Origin of the sequence: Pseudomonas sp. S4_EA_1b, assembly GCF_016307435.1 — a bacterium.
Classification (GTDB): domain Bacteria; phylum Pseudomonadota; class Gammaproteobacteria; order Pseudomonadales; family Pseudomonadaceae; genus Aquipseudomonas; species Aquipseudomonas rhodesiae.
In genome coordinates this window covers 22,905-49,099 of record NZ_JAEILC010000133.1, presented here as the reverse complement: position 1 = coordinate 49,099, position 26,195 = coordinate 22,905, and the positions used below count along the sequence as shown (strand labels likewise).

Here is a 26,195-nt window from a genome sequence, read left to right as displayed (position 1 = left end):
GCTCGGTGTTGTCCGGGGGTAAGCCCCCCTGCCTCGTCCGTTGGGTTTTTGAGACTGGCACCACGCTTCTGACCCCTACCCGGCCGACCCCTGCCGGTTTATCGCGCTGCCCCTTGGCACTCATGGGGCGACCATCCTCAATATCCAGGAGCATCTCGATTTCGTTCGCCTCAGCAAAACGCGGCAGCACACTGACCTGGGTGGCGTAATGCACAGGCTTCCACTCGGCGGTGTCATCCGCACGGGCTGGCAGATAGAACGTATGGTTGTCGTTAAACACCGCCGGCACGTTCTCCTGAGTCAGAATCACCGGCAGCGTCACCACCTTTGCTCGACGGCGGCGCTCCAGCGCAGCGATCTGCGCCATCAGGCGGTTATCCTCCAGCGGCTCCATGACACGAGTGGTCGAGTTTTTGGCATCTTCGTCCATAGCCAAGTTGAGTTTTTTCAGCTCATCGCGGCCCAGGTCGACCAGCCACAGCGACACTTCGACCGATCGCCTGGGCGTATCCAGTTCCGCCACCAGTTGTTCGATAAACCGCACCTGCGCCGGTTTGCCTCTGATCAACAGGCTGTTGGTATCCGGATAGGCAATGACTGCAAGGCTTTTGTCGGCCAGCAACCCCTTGTGCTCACTGGCCAGTACCGCTTCGATTATTGACGCTATCCCCGCGACCCTGACCTTGCCCTCACCCATCGCGTACTCACGATCCGCCACATGGGTGTTGAGTACCTGAACCACCCCAAAGGCGTGGTCCCCCACACGCAGTTCAGCGCGCTCGCGGTCCATCAATTGCGCCAGCCGCAACACCCGGTCGACATAGCTCGGCGGGCCGGACACATAGAACGTTCGCGGGCCGTCGGCACGCAGGGGAAAGTGGGATTCCTGCAACCCAGCGCGACGCATGAGGCTGCGAAACCGATCGATGGAAATATGCCGCAGCGACACCGCCGAGCTTTTCGCTTCGTTGGCGTCATAGAGATAAAACCCTTGGCCGTCGCTGTACCAGATCAAGCCATGCTGCTGCGCCAGTTCTTCCAGGGTCTGCTGCGGCGCAGTCAAATCAAACAGACCACTGACACGTTTGCGCGCCACCTCGCGACTCACCACGATCGGCAGCCCCAAGGGTACCGACAGCGCGGTGAACACCGTGTGCAGGCTCTCCTCCTGTGCCTGATAGGTCTCGCCCCAGGCCACTGCACATGCCAGCCACAGCAGGGCACACAGCCACCAGTGGCGAAGGCGGCGGCGGGACATGCGTTCGAGGAAGTCAGCGTACACCGTGGAAGTTCCTGGGGCCTGCAGAGGGAAGCGGCCATACTGCGAGGCCGCCTCTTTTCAATCTTGATGGAAAGTTAACGGCCGCCCATCACGCTTACCCCGTGGCATGTGCCTTGCTATGAACTCTGCATCAAAGCGCGTACCAACGGCGGAACGGGCTTACGGACAAAGGCGTCGTTACCCGCAATGGCCTTGCATCGCCATCTGAGGGGGCGACGCTTTTTTTTGAATGAAAAGGTAGGTGCGGATGAAAGATTCGGTGGGCAACGGCCCGATAAGCAACGCGCTGGCGTGGGTGAACGGCAGCGATGCGCCGGAAAAGAGCAGCCTCGACCTGGGCTTTATGGCCTTGAGCGATTGCGCCTCGCTGGTAGTGGCGGCGACCCAGGGCTTCGCACAACCCTACGGCCTGACCCTGAATCTCAAACGTCAATCTTCATGGGCCAACCTGCGTGACAAGCTGGTCAGTGGGGAGTTGGATGCCGCCCACAGCCTGTATGGGCTGATCTACGCCGTACACCTGGGTATCGGTGGCGTGGCGCCCACCGACATGGCCGTGTTGATGGGCCTGAACCAAAACGGTCAGAGCATCAATCTTTCCCGTGGTCTGCAACAACAAGGGGTGGTCACTCCTGAGGCACTGGATCGCCATGTGCACCAAAGCCGAACAAAACTGACCTTCGCTCAGACATTTCCCACCGGCACCCATGCGATGTGGCTGTACTACTGGCTGGCGAGCCAAGGCATTCATCCGTTGCAGGACGTTGACAGTGTGGTGGTGCCGCCCCCGCAAATGCTTGCGCATCTGCAAGCCGGCCGGATCGACGGGTTTTGCGTGGGCGAGCCCTGGAGCGCCAGCGCGGTCGCGCAAGATCAGGGCTTTACCCTGGCGACCAGCCAAGCGATCTGGCCAAACCATCCCGAGAAGGTCCTCGGCTGTACCCACGCGTTCGTCGAGCAATACCCCAATACGGCGCGGGTACTGGTGATGGCCATCCTCGAAGCCAGCCGCTTCATTGAACAGAGCATTGAGAACCGGCGCTCCACGGCGCAATTGCTCAGCGGCCGCGAATACCTCGACGCGCCACTCGATTGTATTGAGCCACGTTTACTCGGGGCTTATGACGACGGCCTGGGCAACCACTGGCAGGACCCTCACGCGCTACGGTTTTTTGCGGGTGGCCAGGTCAACCTGCCGTACCTCTCCGACGGCATGTGGTTCATGACCCAGTTTCGCCGCTGGGGCCTGTTGCGCGACGACCCGGATTACCTGGGCGTGGCGCGCCAGGTGCAGCAACTGGCGCTGTATCGCGAGGCCGCCACCGCCTTGGGCCTCAACGCCGGGGACCAGGACCTGCGCAGCAGCCAGCTGATCGACGGCAAAGTCTGGGACGGCTCGGACCCGAGCGGCTACGCCCGCAGCTTCCGCTTGCATGCGCTGGCCGATCACGCCAACCGCCAAGCCTTGCGCTGACAGGAGAACTGCCATGCTGCGTATCCTGTTGATCAATGACACCCCCCGCAAGGTCGGGCGCCTGCGTACGGCGCTGATAGAGGCCGGCTTTGAGGTAATCGACGAGTCCGGCCTGACCATCGACCTGCCGGCGCGCGTCGAAACGGTGCGTCCGGACGTGATCCTGATCGATACCGAGTCACCGGGCCGCGATGTGATGGAGCAAGTGGTGCTGGTCAGTCGCGACCAGCCACGCCCCATCGTGATGTTTACCGATGAACATGACCCGAATGTGATGCGCCAGGCCATCAAGTCCGGGGTCAGTGCCTATATCGTGGAAGGCATCCAGGCCCAGCGTCTGCAGCCGATCCTCGATGTGGCCATGGCCCGCTTCGAGAGCGATCAGGCCTTGCGCGCGCAGTTGCAGGCGCGGGACCAACAGCTGGCGGAACGCAAACGCATCGAGCTGGCCAAGGGCATGCTGATGAAAATGAAGGACTGCAATGAAGAAGAGGCCTACACCTTGATGCGCCGCCAAGCCATGAGCCGCCAGCAGAAATTGATCCAGGTGGCGGAGCAGATCATCGCCATGAGTGAGCTGCTCGGTTGATTTGGCTCAGCTCTTGCTAATGAATCATCACAGGTAACCAACGGCGGTTGCCCCTCCACGACAAAGACGTCGCACATCCGGTTTGCCCTCGCGAACCCGGTGGCGGCGTTTTTTCGTTTTGGCCCCTGTGTGGGGCCGGTGGGGCGGCCGTAGTGGCTGTTCCATCACCAGGCCTTCTTACAAGACTCCTAACCGTTGAGGTGCGTGATGAAATCAAGCTTCTGGAAATCCGGGCACACCCCGACCCTGTTTGCCGCGTTCCTGTATTTCGACCTGAGTTTCATGGTCTGGTATCTGCTGGGCCCGCTGGCGGTGCAGATTGCCGCCGACCTGCAATTGACCACCCAGCAACGCGGCCTGATGGTGGCAACACCGATCCTGGCCGGTGCGGTACTGCGTTTTCTGATGGGAATGCTGGCCGACAGGCTGTCGCCCAAGACCGCCGGGCTGATCGGCCAGGTGATCGTGATTGTCGCGCTGTTCGGGGCCTGGAAACTGGGCATCCACAGTTACGAACAGGCCCTGCTGCTGGGGCTGTTTCTGGGTATGGCCGGCGCGTCCTTCGCCGTGGCGCTGCCCCTGGCTTCACAGTGGTACCCCGCCGAACACCAGGGCAAAGCCATGGGAATTGCCGGTGCCGGCAATTCGGGCACGGTATTCGCTGCCTTGCTGGCCCCGGTGCTCGCAGCGGCGTTTGGCTGGAGCAATGTGTTCGGGTTTGCGCTGATTCCGTTGATCTTGACGCTGGTGGTCTTCGCCTGGCTGGCGCGCAATGCCCCTGAACGGCCGAAAGCCAAATCCATGGCCGACTACTTCAAGGCCCTGGGCGATCGTGACAGCTGGTGGTTCATGTTTTTCTACAGCGTAACGTTCGGCGGCTTTATCGGCCTGGCCAGCGCATTGCCCGGCTATTTCAACGATCAATACCACCTCAGCCCGGTGACTGCCGGCTACTACACCGCCGCATGCGTGTTTGGCGGCAGCCTGATGCGTCCGCTGGGCGGTGCTCTGGCGGACCGATTCGGCGGCATCCGCACCCTGCTGGGCATGTACAGCATCGCGGCCATCTGCATTGCCGCCGTGGGCTTCAACCTACCCAGTTCGTACGCGGCATTGGCGCTTTTCGTCTGCACCATGCTCGGTCTCGGCGCAGGCAACGGTGCGGTGTTCCAGTTGGTTCCGCAGCGCTTTCGCCGTGAAATCGGCGTGATGACCGGGTTGATCGGCATGGCCGGCGGCATCGGTGGCTTCGCGCTCGCGGCCGGCATGGGCGCGATCAAACAGAGCACCGGTAGCTATCAACTGGCCCTGTGGTTGTTCGCCAGCCTGGGCGTATTGGCATGGTTCGGTCTGCACGGCGTCAAGCGTCGCTGGAGAACCACTTGGGGCTCGGCCGCCGTGACGGCTGCACGCGTCTGATGAGCCTGCAACTGAGCGTCGCCCAGGCCAGTGCCATCGGCCCGCGCCCGGAAAACCAGGATGCGCTGCGGGTGGTCACCCCCGTGGCGGAACTGGCGGCCAGCAAAGGCTATCTGTGCGCCATGGCCGACGGCGTCAGCCAATGTGCCGATGGCGGATTGGCCGCGCGCTCGACGTTGCAAGCCCTGGCGATGGACTACTACGCCACGCCGCAAACCTGGAGCGTGGCCCAGGCACTGGAACGTTTACTGCTGGCCCAGAATCGCTGGTTGCAAGCCAACGGTGGTGGCCAGCCGCTGCTAACGACTCTAAGTGCCCTGGTGTTTCGGGGCCAGCGCTTTACCCTGGCCCATGTAGGAGACTGCCGGGTCTATCGCTGGCTGGACGGCCAGCTGCAACGTATCAGCGAGGATCACGTCTGGGAACAGCCGGGCATGCAGCACGTCCTTAAACGTGCGCTGGGCCTGGATCAACATGTGGTGCTGGATTTTCTAGACGGCCACTTGCGCGAGGGCGAGTGCTTCCTGCTGCTCAGCGACGGCGTATGGGCAACCTTGGCCGAGCACAGCATCCAGACCATCCTGCGTGAGCAGGCGGACCTGGACGTAGCTGTGGCCACCTTGGTCAATACTGCCCACTTGGCCGGCAGCCAAGACAATGCCAGCGCGTTGCTGGTACGCGTTGATGCCTTGGGTGCCGCCACCCTCGGCGACGCCCTGGGGCAGTTGCAGCAATGGCCGCTGCCACCGCCATTGAAACCCGGCCAACCGTTCGAAGGCTGGCGGGTGGAAGCATTAGTGGCGCAAAGTCGACAATCCTTGCTCTACCGGGTCCGCGATACCCAGCAACAGCCCTGGCTGTTGAAAACCTTGCCACTGAGCCATGACGACGATAGCCAAGCCGGCCAGGCTTTGCTGGCCGAAGAGTGGTTTTTGCGGCGCATGGCCGGACGCGCATTCCCAGAAGTGCACAGCGCCGGTAGCCGGCAGCACTTGTATTACGTCATGCGCGAATATCCCGGACAGACCCTCGCCACCCTGTTCCAGCTTCAGGGGCCCCTACCGCTGGCCCAATGGCAGTCCGTCGCCGAGCGCTTGCTGCGGGCCGTGGGCCTGCTGCACCGGCGGCAAATCCTGCACCGCGATATCAAACCGGAAAACCTGTTGTTGGGGGACGACGGCGAGTTGCGCGTGCTGGATTTCGGCCTGGCTTACTGCCCCGGCCTGTCGGAAGACCGTGCCCACGAACTGCCGGGCACTCCAAGTTTTATCGCGCCCGAAGCCTTCAATGGCGAAGGGCCTACCGCCCAGCAAGATTTATACAGCGTTGGCGTCACCTTGTATTTCCTGCTGACCGGGCATTACCCCTACGGCGAAATCGAAGCCTTCCAACGGCCCAGATTCACCCAGCCTGTCAGCGCGAGCCGCTATCGCCCCGACCTACCGGACTGGCTGCCGCTGAGTCTGGAACGGGCGGTGTCCGCCCAGCCGTCGCAGCGTTACGAAACCGCCGAAGAATGGCTACTGGTACTGGAGCAGGCTGACCGGCGCGAGCTGAGCGTCCGCCCCAGGCCTTTGCTGGAGCGAGAACCGCTAAAAGTCTGGCAAACCGTGGCACTGCTGTCGGTGCTGATCAATCTGGTGCTGCTGTATGCACTCCTTCACAACTGAGTATCTCTACACGAGGGCAACCCTATGAACGCAAAAGTCTGGTTGGTGGGCGCAGGTCCCGGCGATCCGGAGTTGTTGACCCTCAAGGCGGTCCGCGCCCTGTGTGAAGCCGACGTGGTGTTGATCGATGATCTGGTCAACCCGGCAGTTTTGGACCACTGCGCCGCGGCGCGCGTGATCACCGTGGGCAAACGCGGTGGCTGCCGCTCCACCCCTCAGGACTTTATCCACCGCCTGATGTTGCGCTATGCACGCCAGGGCAAATGCGTGGTACGCCTCAAGGGCGGTGACCCGTGCATTTTCGGACGAGGCGGCGAAGAGGCGCTGTGGCTGCGGGATCGGGGCATTGAGGTGGAACTGGTCAATGGCATCACCTCAGGGCTGGCAGGCGCGACCAACTGTGGGATTCCTCTGACATTGCGTGGTGTAAGCCGTGGCGTAACGCTGGTTACTGCGCACACCCAGGATGACAGCCAACTGAACTGGCGCGCCCTGGCCGAGGGCGGGACTACCCTGGTCGTGTACATGGGGGTGGCAAAACTGGAAGAGATTCGTCAGCAGTTGATGGAGGGTGGCATGGCGGCAGATATGCCCGTGGCGATGATCGAGAATGCCTCGCTGCCCCAGCAGCGCGAGTACCGTAGCCTGTTATCGCGCATGCACAAGGATGCCCACGCATTCGCCCTTAAAAGCCCGGCGATCCTGGTCATTGGCCGTGTTGCCGCCAGAGAACAAGCTGCATATGTCGCAGCCGCCGCCAGCGCATGACACAAATGGTAGGCGAAAAAAAACCCGGCCTGAGCCGGGTTTTTTCTACAACTCAGTAATTACTGAGCGGTAGCTTCAACCGAAGCTTCTACGCGACGGTTGATAGCGCGACCAGCTTCAGTTGCGTTGTCAGCAACTGGGCGGGATTCGCCGTAACCTACAGCAGTTACACGGCTAGGAGCCACGCCGTCTTTAACCAGGACTTGCTTAACAGCGTCAGCACGACGCTGGGACAGCTTCTGGTTGTAAGCGTCTGGACCTACGGAGTCAGTGTGACCAGCTACTTCTACGTTAGTAGATGGGTACTGAGCCATGAAGTCGGCCAGGTTTTTCACGTCGCCGTAGCTGTTAGGCTTAACAACGGCTTTGTCGAAGTCGAACTTAACGTCCAGCTCAACACGAACAACCTGAGCAACTGGAGCTTCTGGCTCTGGAGTTGGCTCTGGAGCTGGTGCTGGGGTAGGAGCTGGAGCAGCTGCGCCAGCGTTACCGCCGAAGTTCACGCCCAGGCCGACCAGTGCGGAGTAATCCCACTTGCCGTTGTCCAGACCGTAGTCAGCTTCAACACCGGCACGAGCGTACAGGTTGTTGGTGAAGTAGTACTTAACGCCGGTACCGACAGTGGCGAAAGTGGTCTGATCGCGACCGCTGTGACCGTCAGCTTGTACGTTGGTACGGCTCTGGTGACCGAAACCGCCTTCTACGTATGGACGCAGGGAGTCTACGCCAGCTTGACCGAAGTGATACTGGGCAACCAGGCTGCCGGTATCGCCTTTGATCTTCTGGTTACCAGTACCGTCGTTCGAACGGGTGTGGTTGGTCTTGTCGTAGGACAGGTTCAAGGACAGGTCGTCGGTCAGGAAGTAACCGATGCGAGCGCCAGGATTGAAGCCGTCTTCGATGTGCTTGACGCTATCGTTGTACTGCTTCTTGTAGAACAGCTCGCCTTCAACTGCGCCTTGGCCTTGTGCCAGAACGCCGAAAGAAGTAGCGGCAATAAGAGAACCAATGGCCAAGCCCAAGGTGTTTTTCAGTTTCATCCGTTAAATCCCCATCTGGTGATTGTAAAGCAGTCCCACAAACCGGGGGACAACTCGGCGACAAGTCTAACAGAACTTGCCTACACGTAAGAGATATTTGCCACGCACTAAGTTTCAGTCTCGCCCGCAAATTTCTCACGTAATTTATCAAGAGCACGTTTGTAACGCATTTTTGTAGCACTCAAACCCATATGCATGATGTCGGCGATTTCCTGAAACTCCAGCTCTGCGACAAAACGTAGCACCAGAATTTCTCGGTCAATCGGATTCACATGCACCAACCAGCGATCGAGCCCGCCCTTTTCCTCGGGTGCCGGCGCCTTTTCTTCAGACGCCTCCTCAAGGGGGTCCAGGCTCAAAGCGTCCATCAAGCGACGCTTTCGCCGTTCCTTTCGATACTGCGTGATGCACTCGTTGTACGTGATGCTGTAGAGCCAGGTCTTGAACTTCGATTTGCCCTCGAAGTTCTTCAGGCCGTACAACACCTTGAGCATCACTTCCTGACAGACATCGTCAGCATCTCTATCGTTCCCCAAATACCTTGAACAAACGTTGAACAGAGTGCGTTGATATCTGCGCATCAATTCTTCGTACGCGCGAGTTACGTGAAACAGCTCCGTGTGCGAACGCGCGACCAACTCCTCATCAGAGAGCTCACGGGGGTCATAGCGCGTGGACAGCGATTGGGCTTTATTCAAAACAAGTCGTGCCGACAGTCAGGTCAATGTCCGCTGCGGCCCGGTCACCCGGGTTCGCGGCGGCGTACATTAGCAGGGTTTGCCGGTTTAGCGGCTACTGACCTGCTGTTCCAGGAGAATGCGATTGGACAGCGACACCAGCTCGCCGTCATCGGTCAACACGGTCGTCTTGACTGTGCCGATCTCCTCGATTTGCCCTTCGACCTCGCCCACACGCACCTGTTGGCCCACCTGGTACAACTCGCGCACATAGATTCCTGCAAGAATCTGACCGGCAATTTCCCGGCTACCCAAGCCCATGGCCAGCGCAACGGCCAGACCAACGGTAATCAAAACGATCACAATCACATGGTTGAGCAGGTCAGTCTTGACCTCCAACTGGCTGATCGCGACCGAAATACTGATGATGATCACCAGCCCCTGGGCGATCCGCCCCAGGCCGGCAGCGTAGTCCAACCCCACGCCTTCGGCGGCTCCGCGCACCAGCCCGTTGGCCAACTGCGCCAGTAAAACACCTACCAACAGCACCAGCGCGCCGCCGAAAACCTTCGGCAAATACAGCGCAAGCATGTCGAGCGTAGCTGAAACTCGCTCAAGGCCAAGGGATTGAGCGGCAGAAACCAGAAAAATCAGCAACACGAACCAGTAGACGATCTTGCCGACCAGTGTGGAGATCGGCACTTGCAACCCGGCACGCCCCAGCAGCTTGGTCAGGCCGGTGCCTGCCATCAAGCGATCAAGGCCCAGTTTCGCGAGCAATTTGGACAGCAGGGTGTCGAGCAGCTTGGCCACGACAAAACCCAGCAACACCAGGACCAGCGCACCGAACAGGTTGGGAATGAAGTTCGCCACCTTGGTCCACAATGCGGTCATCGCGGTGACCAGGCTCTGGGTCCAGAGATCAAGTTCCATATTCAATCAGCCTTATCAGCAGTGCGAGCAAGAGGTTTTCGACGGGAAACCGGTGAAACATGGGCAGAACCATTGTTCAGCGCCATCATCAAGGCCGGCAGCCAACGACCGAGCAGACCGAACAGATCCCCCGCCCCGACCTGACGGTTGGCGGTTTTCAACACGCGCCCCAGGCAAGCATCGTCATCACGGTTGGACGGCGAAGCATTGAGCATGTCACGCAAAGACTGTTCGAACGGATCGTGCATAAAGACCTCTCGCAAGTGATTTAAAAGACGAGGGTAAATTTCATGGGGTCACATGAGACCCTTCCTACGTTCAGCTCATATTCAGCTCAAACCCAACGCAACCGTCTAAACAGCCACCATTGCCCGAGCGCCACCGAGACCATCAGCAGGCACGCAAGCATGAATCCATAGGGGCTGGCCGAGAACGGAATGCCGCCCACATTGATGCCCAGCAAACCGGTCAGGAAACTCATCGGCAGGAAGATTCCAGTGATGATTCCGAAGCGGTACATGGTGCGGTTCATGCGTACGCTCAAACGCCGGTCTTCGGCCTCCAGCACAAGCCCCACGCGCTCCCGGGTCAATTCGAGCTCCTCCAGATAGCGTGTGAGGCTGTTGTTCAATTCGTTCCAGTAATCAGCATCGTCGTCACAGAACCACGGCAGTTTGATCCGCGTGAGCTGGGCAAAAATATCCCGCTGCGGTGCCAGAAATCGCTTGAGCCCGGCCGCTCGCCGGCGGATCTGCAACACGCTGCCATGCTCTGGGGTATACCGTTCGTCGGTATCGAGTTTTTCTTCCTCGGCATCGACGATTTCAGACAAATCCGTGACCAGATCCTGCACTTTATTGGTCAGGTACTGCGCCATATAAAGGATGAGCTCCGACGCGGTACGCGGCCCCTTGCCGTCCGCCAGTTGCACCAGCAACTCATCGGTGGCGCGCAACGGGCGCAGACGCAGGGAAATCACCCGGTTGGCCGCCGCGAAAATGCGCACCGAGACCATGTCTTCCGGTTCGGCGCCTGGATTGAGGTTGACCCCTCGCAGAAACAGCAACAGCTGCGAATCCGGCAGCGGCAACAGGCGCGGGCGAGTGTTTTCCTCCAGCAACAGGTCGCAGGCGAATTCACTCAAGCCACTGGATTTGCGCAGCCAGGTCTGCGTCTGGGGATGGCTGCGATCCCAGTGCAGCCACAGACTTTCCTCTGGCTGCAACTGCAGGTCATCCAGCTCAGTCCGGGCAATCGAACGCGCACCGCCTTTACCGTCCAGCACCAGGGCATGCACCAGCCCCCATTGCGCGTTTTCTTCCTCGAACATCCTCACCCCTGTCGGCTTTTACGATTTATTCAGGCATTTTCAACGGGCTGGGCGACACGATCACGCCATTGTTATCGGCATACACGTATTCACCCGGGCGGAAGGTGACGCCGGCAAACGTGACCGCCACATTCAGGTCACCAATGCCACGCTTGTCGGTTTTCATCGGGTGACTGGCCAGGGCTTGTACGCCCAGGTCGGTCTGGGCGATGACGTCGACATCGCGGATGCAACCGTAGATGACCAGCCCTTCCCAACCGTTTTTCGCAGCTTTCTCGGCGATCATGTCGCCCAGCAGCGCGCGGCGCAGGGAACCACCACCGTCGACCACCATCACCTTGCCGGTCCCCGGTTGGTCGGCCTGTTCCTTGACCAGCGAGTTATCCTCAAAGCACTTGATGGTAACAATCTCGCCGCCAAAGGAGTCTCGGCCGCCAAAATTGCTGAACATCGGCTCGACCACCTGCACCAATTCGGGGTAGGCGTCGCACAGGTCGGGGGTCACGTAATGGTTCATCGAAAAATTCCTTTCTGCCAGAGAAGTGTCTTTCAAAGAAGTACCGGGCGAAACGGGTGGGAAACATCCCATCGGTTTCACTGCAACGCAATAGCCTCTACGCGACTGAATATGACCAGAAGCGTCCGGCGCGTCATATCTTAGCCGCAACCTCGCAGGAGTGAAACGCCCTTGGTAGAGCGCTTGGTCAAACAGCGGCGAGAGCCTGCGCCGGGGCGCCGAACAAAGGTGTTATAGGGTCTTTCAACCATTGCTCCACCAGAGGCCAGACCTCGGCCTGGGCAGCTTTGCTGACCAGCATCTCGACGTGCCCGAAATCTTCGGTAAACCCGTGCTTGCGTCCCAGACACACATATTGCCGATGCTCAGTGCCGACTTGTTCGAACAGCTTGCGGCAGGCCCAGTCCGGGTCCTGATGGTCGCCCGCCGCACTTACCGCCAACAACGGCACGTCGACGTCCGCCAAGCCCTTCCACCAGTCACGCTCGGCATCGCCGAAACGCCCGAACAGCCCGTGCCAGCGCATATTTTCAATCAATACCCCCACCGGCTCGTCTTCGGGCCCGCGTTTGAAACGCGCACCGGACACTTCAGCCATTCGCTTGAGAATAAAGCGCCCGCCCCACTCCACTGGTGGAATTTTCAACGGCCAGTAGGTGCGGCTGACCTGGCAGCCAAATAACGCGACCGAAGCCACCGCCGGCGCACCCAGATACTGACCGCCCAGGGCCGCCGCCAAGGTCGTGCCGCCCAGAGAATGGCCGATCCAGTGCGGGATCTGCGCGCTTTGCTCACGCACGAACGCGCCGATGGCCGGCAAGTCGTAACGCGCATAATCGGCCACCCGGTTACGCGCATACGCTTGATTGCGCTTGGACAGACCATGGCCGCGCATTTCCGCAATCCACACGTCAAAGCCTCGACGAGCCAGATAGGCGCCCAGGCCAATGCCCTTGGGCGAGTACCAGAAACGTCGATTGGAAAAACTGCCGTGCAACAAAATAACCGGGATGCCCCGGTTTTCCGGGACATCGGCCAGCCCCAAACGGGTCACCGCCAGTTCGACGCTGCCGTCCGGACTGTTGCCGGGTTTGAGGCGATACACATCTTCACTCAGGTCGCCACGACGCTCAGCGCTGATCAAGGCGACGGGAAACAGGTTGCTGCTGCTTTGCATAATGTTCTTGCACAAAAAAGGGCGGCGTCCACATGGATTCCCGCCCTATACAGATAAGAATGCCGGTCAACCTCACGGCTGACCGGCACTTTTCACGGATCGACCTCAGGCGGACGCTTGGCCTTCCGCCAGGAAGAACCAGGTTTCCAGCACCGAGTCTGGGTTCAGCGAAACGCTTTCGATGCCCTGCTCCATCAGCCATTTGGCCAAGTCAGGGTGGTCCGAAGGGCCCTGACCGCAAATGCCGATGTACTTACCGGCCTTGTTGCAGGCCTGGATAGCATTGGCCAGCAGCTTCTTGACCGCCGGGTTACGCTCGTCGAACAGGTGCGCAATGATCCCGGAGTCACGGTCCAGGCCCAGGGTGAGCTGAGTCAGGTCGTTGGAACCAATGGAGAAACCGTCGAAAAATTCCAGGAACTCTTCAGCCAGGATCGCGTTGGATGGCAGTTCGCACATCATGATCACACGCAGGCCATTCTCGCCGCGGGTCAGGCCGTTCTCAGCCAGCAGGTCAACCACCTGGCTCGCCTCGCCCAAGGTCCGTACGAACGGCACCATGATCTCGACATTGGTCAGGCCCATCTCGTTACGCACGCGTTTGAGCGCGCGGCACTCAAGCTCGAAGCAGTCGCGGAAGGTTTCGCTGATGTAACGCGAGGCGCCACGGAAGCCCAGCATCGGGTTTTCTTCTTCCGGCTCGTAGAGCTTGCCGCCGATCAGGTTGGCGTACTCGTTGGACTTAAAGTCCGACAGACGCACGATGACCTTTTTCGGGTAGAACGCCGCCGCCAGAGTGCTGATGCCTTCCACCAGTTTCTCGACGTAGAAACCCACTGGGTCGTTGTAACCAGCGATGCGCTTATCGACGCTTTCCTTGATATCCAGCGGCAGGCCGTCGTAGTTCAGCAAAGCCTTGGGGTGCACGCCGATCATACGGTTGATGATGAATTCCAGGCGGGCCAGGCCCACGCCGGCGTTCGGCAACTGCGCGAAGTCGAAGGCGCGGTCCGGGTTACCGACGTTCATCATGATCTTGAACGGCAGGTCCGGCATGGCGTCGATGGAATTTTGCTTGATATCGAAGCCTAGCTCGCCTTCGAAGATGAAACCGGTGTCGCCTTCGGCGCAGGATACGGTCACGCCCTGGCCATCCTTGAGCAACTGCGTGGCATTGCCGCAACCCACTACCGCAGGAATCCCCAGCTCACGAGCGATGATCGCTGCGTGGCAGGTACGCCCGCCACGGTTGGTGACGATGGCACTGGCGCGCTTCATCACCGGTTCCCAGTCCGGGTCGGTCATGTCGGAGACCAGCACGTCGCCTGGCTGGACTTTGTCCATCTCGGAGACGTCTCTGATGATGCGAACCTTGCCGGCGCCAATGCGCTGGCCGATGGCGCGGCCTTCCACCAATACGGTACCGGTTTCTTTGAGCAGGTAGCGCTCCATGACATTGGCCGAAGTGCGGCTCTTCACGGTTTCCGGACGGGCCTGCACGATATACAGCTTGCCGTCGTCACCGTCCTTGGCCCATTCGATGTCCATCGGGCACTGGTAGTGCTTTTCGATGATCATCGCTTGTTTGGCCAACTCGCTGACTTCAGCGTCGGTCAGGCAGAAACGCGCGCGTTCGGCCTTGTCGACTTCAACGGTTTTTACCGAACGACCGGCCTTGGCCTCGTCGCCATAGATCATCTTGATGGCCTTGCTGCCCAGGTTACGGCGCAGGATGGCCGGGCGACCCGCTTCGAGGGTGCCCTTGTGTACGTAGAATTCGTCGGGGTTGACCGCGCCCTGTACGACGGTTTCACCCAGGCCGTAGGCGCCGGTGATAAACACCACGTCACGGAAGCCGGATTCGGTATCGAGGGTAAACATCACGCCGGCGGTGCCGGTTTCGGAACGGACCATGCGCTGCACGCCGGCAGACAGGGCAACCAACTTATGGTCGAAGCCCTGGTGCACGCGGTAGGAAATCGCGCGATCGTTGAACAGCGAGGCAAATACTTCCTTGGCCGCGCGGATCACGTTTTCCACGCCGCGGATGTTGAGGAAGGTTTCCTGCTGGCCGGCGAAAGAAGCGTCGGGCAAGTCTTCGGCGGTAGCCGACGAGCGCACGGCAACGGCCATGTCCGGGTTGCCGGCCGACAAGGTGGCGAACGCGGTGCGGATTTCTTCGTTGAGCTTCTCGGGGAACTCGGCTTCCATGATCCATTGGCGGATCTGGGCACCGGTCTTGGCCAGGGCATTGACGTCGTCGACGTCCAGGGCATCCAGCGCGGCGTGGATCTGAGCATTGAGGCCGCTCAGTTCGAGGAAATCGCGGTAAGCCTGGGCCGTGGTGGCGAAACCACCCGGCACCGAGACACCGGCGCCCGCAAGATTACTGATCATCTCGCCGAGGGATGCGTTCTTGCCCCCCACATGCTCTACATCATGGACGCCGAGCTTATCGAGGGAAACTACGTACTCTACCAAGGTGATCTCTCCACTAACTGTGTTGGAAAAGCTCAGGACGCCGGCTGCTCGTGGGAGCATTCACCAGCGTTTGTGGCCTGGACCTGGAAAATAAGTGAGAATGCGGCCCACTGTGGGACGGCAAAATCGCGCCTATCATATCCAAGATTCGTCATCAGCTTAAGGCCCAGGGCTCAAATGAAACGATCTGCTTTCTTTATTTCCGACGGCACCGGCATTACAGCCGAAACACTGGGTCAAAGCCTGCTCGCGCAGTTCGAAAACGTTACCTTCGCCAAATTCACGCGGCCTTACATCGACAGCGTGGAAAAAGCGCGGGCCATGGTACAACAAATCAATCTGGCGGCTGAAAAAGACGGTTTTCGGCCGATCATTTTCGACACCATCGTCAATCAAGACATTCGTGAGATTCTCGCAACCTCGAATGGTTTCATGATCGACATTTTCTCCACGTTCCTGGCGCCACTGGAACAGGAGTTAAGCGAACATTCCTCCTATTCGGTCGGAAAGTCCCATTCCATTGGGCATAACTCCAACTATATGGAGCGTATCGAGGCGGTGAACTTTGCCCTCGACAACGATGATGGCGCCCGCACCCACTACTACGACAAGGCCGATCTGATTCTGGTGGGCGTGTCGCGCTGCGGCAAAACGCCCACCTGTTTGTATATGGCCATGCAATTCGGTATCCGCGCGGCCAACTACCCGCTGACCGAGGATGACATGGAGCACCTGACCCTGCCGGCCGCTCTGCGCGCCCATTCGCACAAACTGTTCGGCCTGACCATCGACCCGGACCGCCTCACCGCCATCCGCAACGAACGCAAGCCCAACAGCCGCTATTCGAGCTACGCCCAGTGCGAGTTTGAAGTGCGCGAGGTGGAAAATCTGTTCCGCCGCGAGAATATTGCGCACATCAATTCCACGCATTTTTCGGTGGAGGAGATCTCGGCGAAGATTCTGGTGGAAAAGGGCGTAGAGCGTAGGTTTAAGTGAGGCAGCTGCAAGTTGAAGCCGCAAGCCACGGCCACTCAGCTCTAAGCTTGCAGCTTGTCGCTATCCCAACTACAGCTGAAACCGCCCCCCTCCCTGCCCCAAGGCCGTGGCCAACGCATCGAACCCCGCGCGCAACAACTGATCGTCCCCCGAGGTGTTGCAGATACTCGCCCGGATAAATTGCGGCACGGCGGTCTGCCCCACGGCGAAAGCTTCGGCAGTGGCGATCAGGTAATTATTCTGCTTGAGTTCCGCCTCGATTTCCGAAGCACGCCACGGCTCAGGGACTTCAATCCAGAAGTGCGGACTGTTGAGATGGGTGCGGTACTCCAGCCCCTCCAGAAGGTCGCGCACCAGGGCTTTGCGCCGGCTGATCTCATTGATTTGCTGGCTGAGCAGGTATTGCGCCGTGCCATTTTCGATCCACTGCGTGGCCAGTTCCAGGGTAACCGGCGTGGCCATCCAGCACGTCGAACGCAACGCTGCCGAAATGCGGCTGACCAACGCCGGCGGTGCATGCACATAGCCCACCCGCAGGCCCGCGGATACGGCCTTGCTCAGGCTACTGATCAAAATCGTACGCTCAGGCGCGAAGAAACTCAGCGGCGGCGGCCGATCTTCCACCAGCACACCATGGGCTTCGTCCTCCAGAATCAACAGGTTGTGTTCGCGGCACACCTTGACCAGTGCTTCGCGACGCGCCACCGATAGCACTGCGGTGGTCGGGTTCTGAATCGTCGGTGTGCAGTACAACGCCGAAATCCGGTGATTACGACAGACTTCATCCAGCGCACTGGGCAGTACCCCTTCGTCGTCCATTTCCAGGCCGATCAAGCGGACGCCGAGCATACGCGCGGCAGTGATCAGCCCAGGGTAAGTCAGTTGTTCGGTGACCACGGTGTCGCCCGCGCGCAACAGCGCCATCATTGCGCAGAGCAAGCCATGCTGGCCGCCATTGACGCAGATAACCTGTTCGGGAATCGGATGGAAATCGCGCTGCACCAGCCACTGCGCGCCCGCGTCGCGGTAGCGCGGCAGACCGGCATCCGGGGTGTAGGCACTGATGTCCTGCAAGAACTTGGCGTTGGTCGACAGGGTCTGAAAGCTCTGGGCCAGGAAGGCGGTCTCCTGCCCTGGGATATGCATATTGCGGCTCATGTCGAAGTACTGGCGCGGTTCCTCACTGAAGTTGCGAAACCCTTCATCGCGCTGGCGCTCCATCCCACGCTTGCGCACGAAAGTGCCGTCACCTACCCGAGCCACCACCAACCCAAGGCGCTCCAGTTCACCGTAAGCCCGGCTGATGGTGCCGATAGTCACCCCCAGGTTATCGGACAGCACCCGATGGGGCGGCAGTTTTCGCCCCGGTTCAATCAAGCCTTCAAGGATGCCTCGCTCCATCACATCAGACAGGCGCTTGTACTTCACGCCCTGCCCGCTGGACAGCCCCTCACGCATAATTGACACCATGTCAATATTTGTTTTGACAGCCATCTTTCGCCCTAATAGTGTGCTTTTACGGGTTCAATCGCCGAATTTAACCACTCATTACAAGTTCAATATAGAGTTCAATTCCGGCTCAGGGAAGCAATAAACGATGCCAATGTCCGCCGTCCTCGAAAACACCGCCAAAACCAAAACCCAGAAACAGTGGGTGGCCGGGCTGGTCACCAGCGTCATGTTTCTGATCGTTTGCCTGAGCTGGGGCACCACCTGGTTGGGGATCAAGATCGCCGTGGAGAGCGTGCCGCCACTGACCTCGGCGGGCCTGCGTTTTCTGATCGCCTTTCCACTGTTCCTATGCTTTGCCATGGCCCGTCGCGAGCCGATTCTGTTTCCCCGCGAGAGCCGCTGGTTCTTTGTGTTCGTGACCCTGTCCTACTTCAGCGTGCCCTACTACCTGCTCAATTACGGTGAGATGCATGTGTCGTCCGGCCTCACCGCCCTGCTGTTCAGCTGCATGCCAGTGTTTATCCTGATTTTCTCGGCGCTGTTCCTGCGCGAGCGCATCTATTTTTCCCAGGTGGTCGGCATCGGCATCGGCTTCGGCAGTCTCTACATGATCATCCGCAGCCAGGGCCTGCACCTGGACCACGCCGAGTTCTTCGGGGTGTTGGCGATTCTGACCGCCGCGATCATGCATGCCTTGTGCTATGTCATTACCAAGCAAAAAGGTAGCGCCATCAGCGTGATCACCTACAACACCCTGCCCATCGGGATTGCCGGAATGATGCTGTTTATCGCCGGCCTGTTATTTGAAACTCCCACTTTCGATGCCATTACCCTGCGTTCATGGAGCGCGCTGGTTTACCTCGGGTTGGTGGCCTCGGTGGGCGGGTTCATCGTGTATTTCATGCTGCTCAAGCGCTTGAGCCCGATCATCCTGTCGTTTGTGTTCATCATTTTTCCGGTGTTCGCAGTGATCATCGGCGCCTGGTACGAAGGCGTGCCGATTTCCCGCGACCTGATGCTGTACTCGGCCATCCTGCTGGCCGGTTTTGCAATCACCAAACTGCCGATCGAAAAATTGCTGGCCAAGAAAAATTGACCTGCCCGACCCATCACCTTCAACCACGCGAGAGAAACATGGACGTGCTCCGCCCCGACGCCCTGGAACAGATCTACACCCACGCCAGCCGCACCTATCCAGAGGAATGCTGTGGCTTCGTCTTCGCCGACGGCAGTGTGTACCAGGGCAGCAATATCCAGAATGAGCTGCACCGCAAAAACCCCGAGATGTACCCGCGCAGCGCGGCCAATGGCTACACCTTCTCGGTAGCCGACACCCTGCTGATGAACAAGGCGTTTCGCAGCGACAACCCGGTGGTAGTGATCTACCACTCACACCCGGATGTCGGCGCCTATTTCAGCGACGAAGACCAGGACAAGGCACTGTTCATGGGCGAACCGATCTACCCGGTCAGCTACCTGGTGGTCGATGTTCGCCAGGGCCAGGCCCTGGGTTCCAAGCTGTTTGCCTGGGATGGCAAACAGTTCGCTCTTAACCCTTTCAACGACCTGCACACGGAGTTGTCCATGAACGCTGTCTCTTTCCCCGACATTCTGGTCCGCGTGGCCAAGCTGCCGGAATCGACCCTTGAGGGCACCGGATCGACATTGCGCGAAGTCATTGAAAACCTCTGCAGCAGCCACCCGCAACTGCGTCCGCATCTGTTCCACGAAAAGAACAACCAGCTCAAGGAACACTTCCTGTTTACCGCCGAGCAAGAGCTGATCAGCGCCGACGACCCGCTGCCGGAAAAAGCCAGCATCGAAGTGCTGCTCGCCACGTCCGGTGGGATGGACGTGGACACCCTGAGCAACGAAGAAGTACAGCGCTACGTGCGCCACATCACGCTCCCCGGCGTGGGTCGCGAAGGTCAGTTGAACCTCAAGAAAGCCAAGGTGCTGATCATCGGCACCGGCGGCCTCGGCTCGCCCATCAGCCTGTACCTCGCGGCGGCCGGCGTGGGCACCCTGGGGCTGGTGGACTTCGACGTGGTGGAAAGCAGCAACCTGCAACGCCAGATCGTCCACGGCAACAGCACTCTCGGCCTGCCGAAGGTCGAATCAGCCAAACAGCGCTTGCTGGACCTCAACCGGCATATCCGGATCAATGCCCACGACACCGCCCTGAATGCCGACAACGCCCTGGACCTGGTGGGCGCCTATGACCTGGTGATCGATGGCACCGATAACTTCGACACCCGCTACCTGGTCAACGACGCGTGCGTACAGTTGGGCAAGCCCTTGGTATACGGCGCGATCTACCGTTTCGACGGGCAGATCAGCGTGCTCAACTACCAGGGCGGGCCGTGCTACCGCTGCCTGTTCCCCAGCCCACCGCCCGCCGAACTGGCGCCCAATTGCAGCGCCGGCGGTGTCATCGGTGTGCTGCCGGGAGTGGTCGGAATGATCCAGGCCACCGAGGCCATCAAACTGTTGATCGGCATTGGTGAACCATTGTCCGGCCGGTTGATGCGCTTCGACGCCCTGGCGATGAAATTCAGCGAGATCCGCTTCAAGCGCCGCGCCGACTGCCCGTGCTGTTCGGACCTGCGTCACAGCCAAGCAATAGCGCCGGCCGTGTGCGCCGATGCCATGCCGCGCGCACCTTCACTGGCCGAGGAACGCTACATCAAGCCCCAAGGGCTCAAACAGGTCATCGAACACCCCAGCAGCGCCGACGTACTGCTGGATGTACGCGACGCCAGTGAACTGGAGGTATGCAAGTTGCCGGGAGTGGTGCATATCCCCCTGGCGGAGCTGGATGGGCAGCTGGATCGCCTCAGCCGCGACAACACCCATTACCTGATCTGCTATGCCGGCACCCGCGCCGAGCAGGCCGCCAGCACGTTGCTGGCGGCGGGCTTTGCCAACACCAAAGTCCTGCAAGGCGGCATGAAGCACTGGGTTCGCGACGTCGAACCCGACATGCCTTTGTACTGACCACCGGCCATGGGTTCCTACCTCATGCTGCATAACTCTATTCTCGACGCCATCGGCCAGACGCCCATCGTGCGTCTGGCGCAATTTTCCGAAGACCTCGGCATCGAGGTCTACGCCAAGCTGGAATCCCTCAACCCCGGCGGCAGTCACAAGGCGCGCATCGCCCTGGGCATGATCCTCGATGCCGAGCGCCGAGGCGTGCTGATCCGGGACTCCGGGCAAACCATCATCGAGCCCAGCGGCGGCAACACCGGCATCGGCCTGGTCATGGCCGGCAACGTGCTCGGCTATAAGGTGGTGCTGGTGATTCCCGACAATTACAGCCCGGAAAAACAAAAATTACTGCGCCTTTACGGGGCCAAAGTGGTGCTGTCGGACAGCCGTCTCGGGAACAACTCCCATGGCGAAAAGTGCATGGAATTACAGCTGGAAAACCCCAGCTACGTGATGCTCAACCAGCAGCGCAACGGCGCCAACCCGCAAACCCACCGCGACACCACCGCACGGGAAATCATCCGCGCCTTCGGCGACCGCCATGTGGACTACTTCGTCAGCGGCATCGGCACCGGCGGGCATATCACCGGTATCGGCGAAACCCTGAAGACCGCCTGGCCCGCCATCCGTGTGATGGGCGTGGAGCCGGAAGAATGCGACCTGCTGAAAAACCAACACGCACCGCACCATATCCAGGGTCTGTCGATCGGGCTGATCCCCAGCATCCTCAACGTGGATGTGATCGACGGCATGCTCAAGGTGTCGCACCAGGACTGCAAGGACATGATGAAACGCATCATGCGCACCGATGCCATCAGCCTGGGCCTGTCATCTGCCGCCAATATGGTGGCCATCGCCAGGCTCGCTCCCGAATTACCGCCCGAAACGGTGGTGCTGACCATGGTCTACGACAATGCCGACAGCTACCTGCCTAGTTTCGACTAACCGGTTTTCCAACCCTCCAGAATGCGGGGATGCCTCCATGGGCGGCTTTATCGACATGCAACACCTGCACGATGAGTTGCTCACCCATCTCATCAAGACCCTGACGCCCGCGCAGATGAAGCAATTGGAGCCGCATCTGGCGCCGCTGATCCAGAACGCCGCCCAAGCGATTGCCGAGGATTTGATCGCCTATGCCTATCGCGACCCGGCATCCCGTGGGCGGGGCGAGCTGATTCTGGAGTCCTATGCGTCGTTCAAAGCGGTGCTGTACTACCGCCTGGCCCATCTGGTGTGGAATTTTCCCGACACCCCCAACGGCATGTTCTCGCGCATCGCCCTCAAACTGAGCAACCAGGGCAAGGTGCTCTCAGGTGCCGAAATTCACCCGGCGGCCCGTATCGGCCGGCGTTTTGTGCTGGACCACGGCTACGGCACGGTGATTGGCGAAACCTGCGAGATCGGCAACGACTGCTACATCCTCTGCGGCGTGACCCTGGGTGCCCGGGGCATTGCCAACAACCCCGACGGCAAGCGCCATCCGCGCCTGGGCAACAACGTCGAGGTCGGCTCCGGGGCCCGCGTGCTCGGCTATGTGCTGATCGGTGACAACGTATTTATCAGCCCGTCCTGTGTGATTACCCAGGACGTGCCGGCCGGCACCAAGGTCAAGGTGGTCAACCAGATCCAGCTGCAAAAGCACGATGAGTCGGACAACAGCAAGTACCTCGGTGCGTTCGCCTTGGACGAGCGCCTGCATGTGGTCGGCGAGATCAATACGAGCCACAAGGTCACCGTGCTCGATGCCGATTTCCACCCGCTGCCGGGATTGATGTTGGAGCCCACAGTCAAGGAGCGCCATCACCTGCAGTTTCGTCTGCACCGCGTGGAACCCGCCAGCCACCTGCCGCGCCTGCCGCTGAACCTCAAGGTCTGCGGGCCGGAATTCGAGATCACCCTGCTCTCTCCCCCTGGCTTGAGTGCAATGGTGCGTCATCTATTGCAAGCCAGCCCACTGATCGTCGGAGGATGAACATGTCCGTGCATACCATGGAAACCCTGGCGCTGTTCGACAGCGCGCCCTATCAGAACGCCTTCAGCGCCCGGGTGATTGCGGTCAGCGAACACGGAATCGCGCTGGAGCACACCTTGTTCTACCCCACCGGTGGCGGCCAACCAGGCGACACCGGGCACTTCACCTTGCCGGACGGCACCCGGGTGGAAGTGATCGGCACCGTGCGCGACCCGGCCTTGCGTTCGATTATCTGGCACCAGGTCGAGCAGCGGCCCGAACAGTTGACCGCCGGCGTGCAGGTGGATGCCGGCCTGGACTGGGAGCGGCGCTACCAGCACATGAAGATGCACACTTGCTTGCACCTGCTGTGCTCGCTTATCGATGCGCCAGTGACCGGATGCAGCATCAGCGCCGACAAAGGCCGCCTGGATTTCGACCTGCCGGAAATGACCCTCGACAAAGACACCCTCACCCGCGACCTCAATGCCCTGATCGAACAGGCGCACCCGGTCAACACCCTGTCGATGCCCGCGTCGGAATACAGCACTTTATTGCAGATCACCCGTACCCAGGCCGTCGCACCGCCGGTGATGCAGGGCTCGGTGCGGGTTATTGAAATTGCCGGTATCGATATCCAGCCTTGCGGCGGCACCCATGTGCTCAACACCGAGGAAATTGGGCGGGTGTTCTGCGAGAAGATCGAGAAGAAGAGCAAGCACAACCGCCGGGTGATTTTGCGGTTCGAATGAAACGACCCATAGGTGGCGGTCAATAGAGGGGTGGATAGACCTCCTCTCTATCGACCTGATTGTTGCCTTAAGATTTTGCTGCTTTGGCTTTTAGGAGATTAGTGAGCTCCTCTACTTGCCGCTGCAGATGTTCGAGCACCTTGCCGTACTGAACGGACATCTGTTCTATACGGGCACGAAGTTGCTGGTTTTCACGCAGGTAATCATTGACGCCGGGATTCTCGGACGGTGTGTCGTTGGCTGCCTGAGTGGACGGAGCTGCGTTATTCGTGTCTGGCGTATCATCGACCGCGGAAGGATCCGAGGGGGTCGTGCCCCGAGCGTCCGAGCCTTGAGGAGCAACCTGGTTGGATGGAGCCCCGCCCTCGTGCAGCCTCTCAGCCAACGCTTGTATTTGCTCTTGAAACTTCGTGACGATCGCTTCGAATTGAGTTTGCATGCGCACAACCGCTTCCTTCAGTTGCTTATTTTCGAGCGTCAGCTGCTGAAAACTCTGCGGCGTCTGTTGCTCTGACACCGGTGGGTTTTCTGACCGGGCTGCTACTTCAGACGGTGCGCTGCTCCCGGAACCGCTACTAGCGTCTGGCGTCGATGGCGAACCTTCTTGTACAGGCGCCCCGCTTTTGCCGAATTGTTCCTGGAGATTATTCAGTTGCTGGCTAAGTTTGATAATTTGCGGCGAGAACTCAGTCCTCATTTGTTCTAGCTTTGCACGCAGTTCTTGGTTTTCTTTAGACAGCTGCGCCAGTGCGGCGGGATCAGCTTGTGTGGCCGCTGCAGTCGAGTTGACGATGCCACGATGTGCAGAAAACTGCCCGCGTTGTTGCGGCGACATCGAATGCCGGGGTGACGCTGAAGGGGAATGGCTGCTTGGCGATTCCTGCACTTCGGCATTGCCCTCATTCCGATCGGACGATGGCTTAGGAGGCATTTCGTAGTTTGCGTGATAAGGCGCGTACTGTTGAGTGTTTACACTGGTCATGAGGCATCTCTCAGGTTCAAGAAGTTATACAAGACGGCCCGGTGGCGGGCCGTCTGACTACCTGATTGGCAGCTACCTGAAAACGGTTCCTCATAAGTAGGAAACATGACTCTCAAAGAGCGTCTTCGCTATGCCTCGAAAGTCACCGTCAGATCACCCACGCGTCCACAAACCGGTTCACCGGCGTCGCTTCAAGCCGTGCCTGGTCGTTACACAACGCAAAAATTTCGGCACTGCGCTGCGCGCTGAACCGCGTGGCTAGGTTGGCCTTGAACTTGTCTTCCAGCAACGGAATGCCCTGTACCCGACGGCGACGATGACCAATCGGATACTCCACCACTACCTCTTCGGTGCAGCTGCCATCGGTGAAGAACACCTGCACCGCATTGGCAATCGAACGCTTGTCGGCCTCCAGGTATTCGCGGCTATAGCGCGGGTCTTCGACGATGACCATCTTGTCGCGCAGCTCGTCGATGATCGGGTGCGCAGCGTGGAACGCATCTTCGTAGTGCTCGGCCACCAGGTTGCCAAACGCCAAGGGCACGGCGGTCATGTATTGCAAGCAGTGATCGCGGTCGGCGGCGTTGGCCAGTGGGCCGACCTTGGAAATGATGCGAATCGCCGACTCGTGGGTGGTGATCACGATGCGTTCGATCTCGTGCAGGCGGTTCTTGACCTGCGGATGTAACGTCACCGCCGCTTCGCAAGCGGTCTGCGCGTGAAACTCGGCGGGGAAGCTGATCTTGAACAGCACGTTTTCCATCACGTAAGTGCCATAAGGCTGACTCAGGCTGAACGCCCGCTTGTCTTCGGGCTTGAGGGCCAAGTCCTGGTTGGTGTGGCTGAACAGCACGTCATAGAAGCCCCATTGCGGCGCGCTCAACACCCCGGGGATGCCCATTTCGCCGCGCAGCGCGATGTCCGCCAGGCGCACGCCGCGGCTGGAAGCATCCCCCGCCGCCCAGGATTTGCGCGAACCGGCATTCGGCGCATGGCGATAAGTGCGCAGTGCCTGCCCATCGACAAACCCGTGGGACAGCGCCGACAGCAACTGCTCGCGATTGGCCCCCATCAGTTTGGCGCTGACGGCGGTGGAGGCGACTTTCACCAGCAGCACATGGTCGAGGCCGACACGGTTGAACGAATTTTCCAGGGCAATTACGCCCTGGATTTCATGGGCCATGATCATCGCTTCCAGCACCGCACGTACCGTCAGCGGCGCATCGCCATTGGCCACGCGCTTTTGCGACAGGTGATCGGCCACGGCGAGGATGGCGCCCAGGTTATCCGAGGGGTGGCCCCATTCGGCGGCCAGCCAGGTGTCGTTGTAGTCGAGCCAGCGCACGCTGCAGCCGATGTCCCAGGCCGCCTTGACCGGGTCCAGTCGATAGGAAGTACCCGGCACCCGCGCGCCGAACGGCACCACCGTACCTTCCACCATCGGCCCCAGATGCTTGGTGCATTCCGGAAAACGCAAGGCCAGCAGGCCGCAGCCGAGGGTGTCCATCAGGCAGTAGCGTGCGGTGTCCAGCGCGGTTTGCGACTCGATGCGGTAGGTGAGGACGTAATCGGCGATGTCCTGCAAGACCTGGTCATAGTCAGGACGATTATTCTGGTCGACATTGGCGCTCATGGCAGTTCTCCACAGTGGGTTAGGGGTTGCTCCGTCCTCAGGGTCAGGGTTGATCGCTTCGCAGGTCTGAGTGCCTGC

General features: G+C 59.8%; 23 protein-coding genes. 11 read left to right on the top strand and 12 right to left on the bottom strand.

Annotation, left to right across the window (positions count from 1 at the left end; translation table 11 throughout):
• Window positions 1-1,258, bottom strand: a 1,258-nt coding sequence (gene sctC, locus YA0848_RS31410; protein WP_198731490.1) for a type III secretion system outer membrane ring subunit SctC, incomplete at its 3' end; no start/stop codon positions are given.
• A 271-nt stretch (window positions 1,259-1,529) separates the two neighbouring features.
• Between sctC and YA0848_RS31405 the strand changes: the two genes are divergently transcribed.
• From YA0848_RS31405 to cobA, 5 genes are all read left to right on the top strand, one after another.
• The gene (locus YA0848_RS31405; protein ID WP_099312259.1) at window positions 1,530-2,756 is read left to right on the top strand and encodes a CmpA/NrtA family ABC transporter substrate-binding protein; all 1,227 of its coding nucleotides are present in this window, start codon (window positions 1,530-1,532) and stop codon (window positions 2,754-2,756) included.
• A 13-nt stretch (window positions 2,757-2,769) separates the two neighbouring features.
• Entirely contained in the window at window positions 2,770-3,345 is a 576-nt protein-coding gene (locus tag YA0848_RS31400; protein ID WP_034138952.1) for an ANTAR domain-containing response regulator, read from the top strand.
• Window positions 3,346-3,552: 207 nt separating this feature from the next.
• Complete coding sequence (locus YA0848_RS31395; RefSeq protein WP_034099712.1) at window positions 3,553-4,764, top strand: nitrate/nitrite transporter; 1,212 nt, start codon at window positions 3,553-3,555, stop codon at window positions 4,762-4,764.
• Window positions 4,764-6,434 (top strand): bifunctional protein-serine/threonine kinase/phosphatase, encoded by a 1,671-nt coding sequence (locus YA0848_RS31390; protein WP_169868875.1) that lies wholly within the window; start codon window positions 4,764-4,766, stop codon window positions 6,432-6,434. The genes YA0848_RS31395 and YA0848_RS31390 overlap by 1 nt, the downstream gene beginning before the upstream one ends.
• Window positions 6,435-6,458: 24 nt before the next feature.
• Window positions 6,459-7,202, top strand: a complete 744-nt coding sequence (gene cobA, locus YA0848_RS31385; RefSeq protein WP_034099714.1) for a uroporphyrinogen-III C-methyltransferase — start codon at window positions 6,459-6,461, stop codon at window positions 7,200-7,202.
• Between the two features lie 59 nt (window positions 7,203-7,261).
• On the opposite strand, the gene YA0848_RS31380 is transcribed toward cobA, so the two are convergent.
• From YA0848_RS31380 to ppsA, 8 genes are all read right to left on the bottom strand, one after another.
• Window positions 7,262-8,242, bottom strand: a complete 981-nt coding sequence (locus YA0848_RS31380) for an OmpA family protein (RefSeq protein ID WP_034099715.1) — start codon at window positions 8,240-8,242, stop codon at window positions 7,262-7,264.
• Window positions 8,243-8,349: 107 nt separating this feature from the next.
• Window positions 8,350-8,940 carry an RNA polymerase sigma factor SigX gene (gene sigX, locus YA0848_RS31375; RefSeq protein WP_034114827.1) on the bottom strand — a complete coding sequence of 197 codons (591 nt, stop codon included), beginning with the start codon at window positions 8,938-8,940 and terminating at the stop codon, window positions 8,350-8,352.
• A gap of 87 nt (window positions 8,941-9,027) precedes the next feature.
• Window positions 9,028-9,852 (bottom strand): mechanosensitive ion channel family protein, encoded by an 825-nt coding sequence (locus YA0848_RS31370; protein ID WP_034099717.1) that lies wholly within the window; start codon window positions 9,850-9,852, stop codon window positions 9,028-9,030.
• Window positions 9,853-9,854: 2 nt separating this feature from the next.
• The gene (locus tag YA0848_RS31365) at window positions 9,855-10,100 is read right to left on the bottom strand and encodes a hypothetical protein (protein WP_005790375.1); all 246 of its coding nucleotides are present in this window, start codon (window positions 10,098-10,100) and stop codon (window positions 9,855-9,857) included.
• An 86-nt stretch (window positions 10,101-10,186) separates the two neighbouring features.
• A complete protein-coding gene (locus YA0848_RS31360) occupies window positions 10,187-11,182 on the bottom strand; it encodes a zinc transporter ZntB (RefSeq protein WP_034099718.1) in 996 nt (331 codons plus the stop codon).
• 25 nt (window positions 11,183-11,207) lie between these two features.
• The gene (gene rraA / locus YA0848_RS31355) at window positions 11,208-11,699 is read right to left on the bottom strand and encodes a ribonuclease E activity regulator RraA (protein WP_034099719.1); all 492 of its coding nucleotides are present in this window, start codon (window positions 11,697-11,699) and stop codon (window positions 11,208-11,210) included.
• A gap of 187 nt (window positions 11,700-11,886) precedes the next feature.
• Window positions 11,887-12,876: an alpha/beta fold hydrolase gene (locus YA0848_RS31350; RefSeq protein ID WP_034114829.1), complete on the bottom strand. Its 990-nt coding sequence runs from the start codon at window positions 12,874-12,876 to the stop codon at window positions 11,887-11,889.
• Window positions 12,877-12,981: 105 nt separating this feature from the next.
• Window positions 12,982-15,357, bottom strand: coding sequence for a phosphoenolpyruvate synthase (gene ppsA / locus YA0848_RS31345; RefSeq protein ID WP_184315807.1), 2,376 nt, complete (start codon window positions 15,355-15,357; stop codon window positions 12,982-12,984).
• 177 nt (window positions 15,358-15,534) lie between these two features.
• Here ppsA and ppsR point away from each other — a divergent pair, with 177 nt between their 5' ends.
• On the top strand, window positions 15,535-16,353 hold the full coding sequence (gene ppsR / locus YA0848_RS31340) for a posphoenolpyruvate synthetase regulatory kinase/phosphorylase PpsR (protein WP_034099722.1): 819 nt from the start codon (window positions 15,535-15,537) through the stop codon (window positions 16,351-16,353).
• Window positions 16,354-16,422: 69 nt separating this feature from the next.
• Here the strand turns inward: ppsR and YA0848_RS31335 are convergent, their stop codons facing one another.
• Window positions 16,423-17,847 carry an aminotransferase-like domain-containing protein gene (locus YA0848_RS31335; RefSeq protein WP_040269118.1) on the bottom strand — a complete coding sequence of 475 codons (1,425 nt, stop codon included), beginning with the start codon at window positions 17,845-17,847 and terminating at the stop codon, window positions 16,423-16,425.
• 160 nt (window positions 17,848-18,007) lie between these two features.
• Here YA0848_RS31335 and YA0848_RS31330 point away from each other — a divergent pair, with 160 nt between their 5' ends.
• The 5 genes from YA0848_RS31330 to YA0848_RS31310 are packed head-to-tail and all read left to right on the top strand — an operon-like array spanning window position 18,008 to window position 23,502.
• Entirely contained in the window at window positions 18,008-18,901 is an 894-nt protein-coding gene (locus YA0848_RS31330; RefSeq protein WP_167389909.1) for a DMT family transporter, read from the top strand.
• Window positions 18,902-18,939: 38 nt separating this feature from the next.
• A complete protein-coding gene (moeB, locus tag YA0848_RS31325; RefSeq protein WP_034099725.1) occupies window positions 18,940-20,802 on the top strand; it encodes a molybdopterin-synthase adenylyltransferase MoeB in 1,863 nt (620 codons plus the stop codon).
• A gap of 24 nt (window positions 20,803-20,826) precedes the next feature.
• On the top strand, window positions 20,827-21,741 hold the full coding sequence (locus YA0848_RS31320) for a PLP-dependent cysteine synthase family protein (RefSeq protein WP_034099867.1): 915 nt from the start codon (window positions 20,827-20,829) through the stop codon (window positions 21,739-21,741).
• 37 nt (window positions 21,742-21,778) lie between these two features.
• The gene (locus YA0848_RS31315) at window positions 21,779-22,771 is read left to right on the top strand and encodes a serine O-acetyltransferase (protein ID WP_034099726.1); all 993 of its coding nucleotides are present in this window, start codon (window positions 21,779-21,781) and stop codon (window positions 22,769-22,771) included.
• 2 nt (window positions 22,772-22,773) lie between these two features.
• On the top strand, window positions 22,774-23,502 hold the full coding sequence (locus YA0848_RS31310; protein ID WP_034099727.1) for an alanyl-tRNA editing protein: 729 nt from the start codon (window positions 22,774-22,776) through the stop codon (window positions 23,500-23,502).
• Between the two features lie 67 nt (window positions 23,503-23,569).
• Here YA0848_RS31310 and YA0848_RS31305 read toward each other — a convergent pair whose 3' ends face one another.
• The gene (locus YA0848_RS31305) at window positions 23,570-24,484 is read right to left on the bottom strand and encodes a hypothetical protein (RefSeq protein WP_169902492.1); all 915 of its coding nucleotides are present in this window, start codon (window positions 24,482-24,484) and stop codon (window positions 23,570-23,572) included.
• A gap of 148 nt (window positions 24,485-24,632) precedes the next feature.
• Window positions 24,633-26,117, bottom strand: coding sequence for a 2-methylcitrate dehydratase (gene prpD / locus YA0848_RS31300; RefSeq protein ID WP_034099729.1), 1,485 nt, complete (start codon window positions 26,115-26,117; stop codon window positions 24,633-24,635).
• Between the last annotated feature and the right edge of the window lie 78 nt (window positions 26,118-26,195).